This is a genomic window from Vibrio sp. 10N.222.49.C9 (genome assembly GCF_041474985.1).
Lineage (GTDB): Bacteria > Pseudomonadota > Gammaproteobacteria > Enterobacterales > Vibrionaceae > Vibrio > Vibrio crassostreae_C.
The window spans coordinates 1-278 of the sequence record NZ_JBFRVD010000215.1 but is presented as its reverse complement, the minus strand read 5'-3'; the positions used below and the strand labels follow the sequence as shown (position 1 = coordinate 278).

The window sequence follows — 278 nt, the reverse complement described above, 5'->3', positions numbered from 1 at the left end:
GTTAAATACCAAGGCTCATTGAAGGCTGAGCACGGCACAGGAAGGAACATGGCTCCGTATGTAGAGCTTGAATGGGGCAAGGAAGGCTATGCCTTGATGCAGCAGATTAAAGCCTTGTTTGATCCTAAAGGGCTCTTCAACCCTGGAGTCATCATCAATGACAACCCCCATTCACACATAGAAAACCTAAAGCCGATGCCTGCCGCAGACTCCTTGGTTGATCGCTGTATCGAGTGTGGTTTTTGTGAACCTGTTTGCCCTTCAAGGACGCTGACCTT

The 278-nt window shown here is 48.9% G+C and carries 1 protein-coding gene; it reads left to right on the top strand.

The window, feature by feature from the left end; translation table 11 throughout:
- Positions 1-278, top strand: a 278-nt coding sequence (locus tag AB4585_RS22820; protein ID WP_372171087.1) for an FAD-linked oxidase C-terminal domain-containing protein, incomplete at both ends; no start/stop codon positions are given.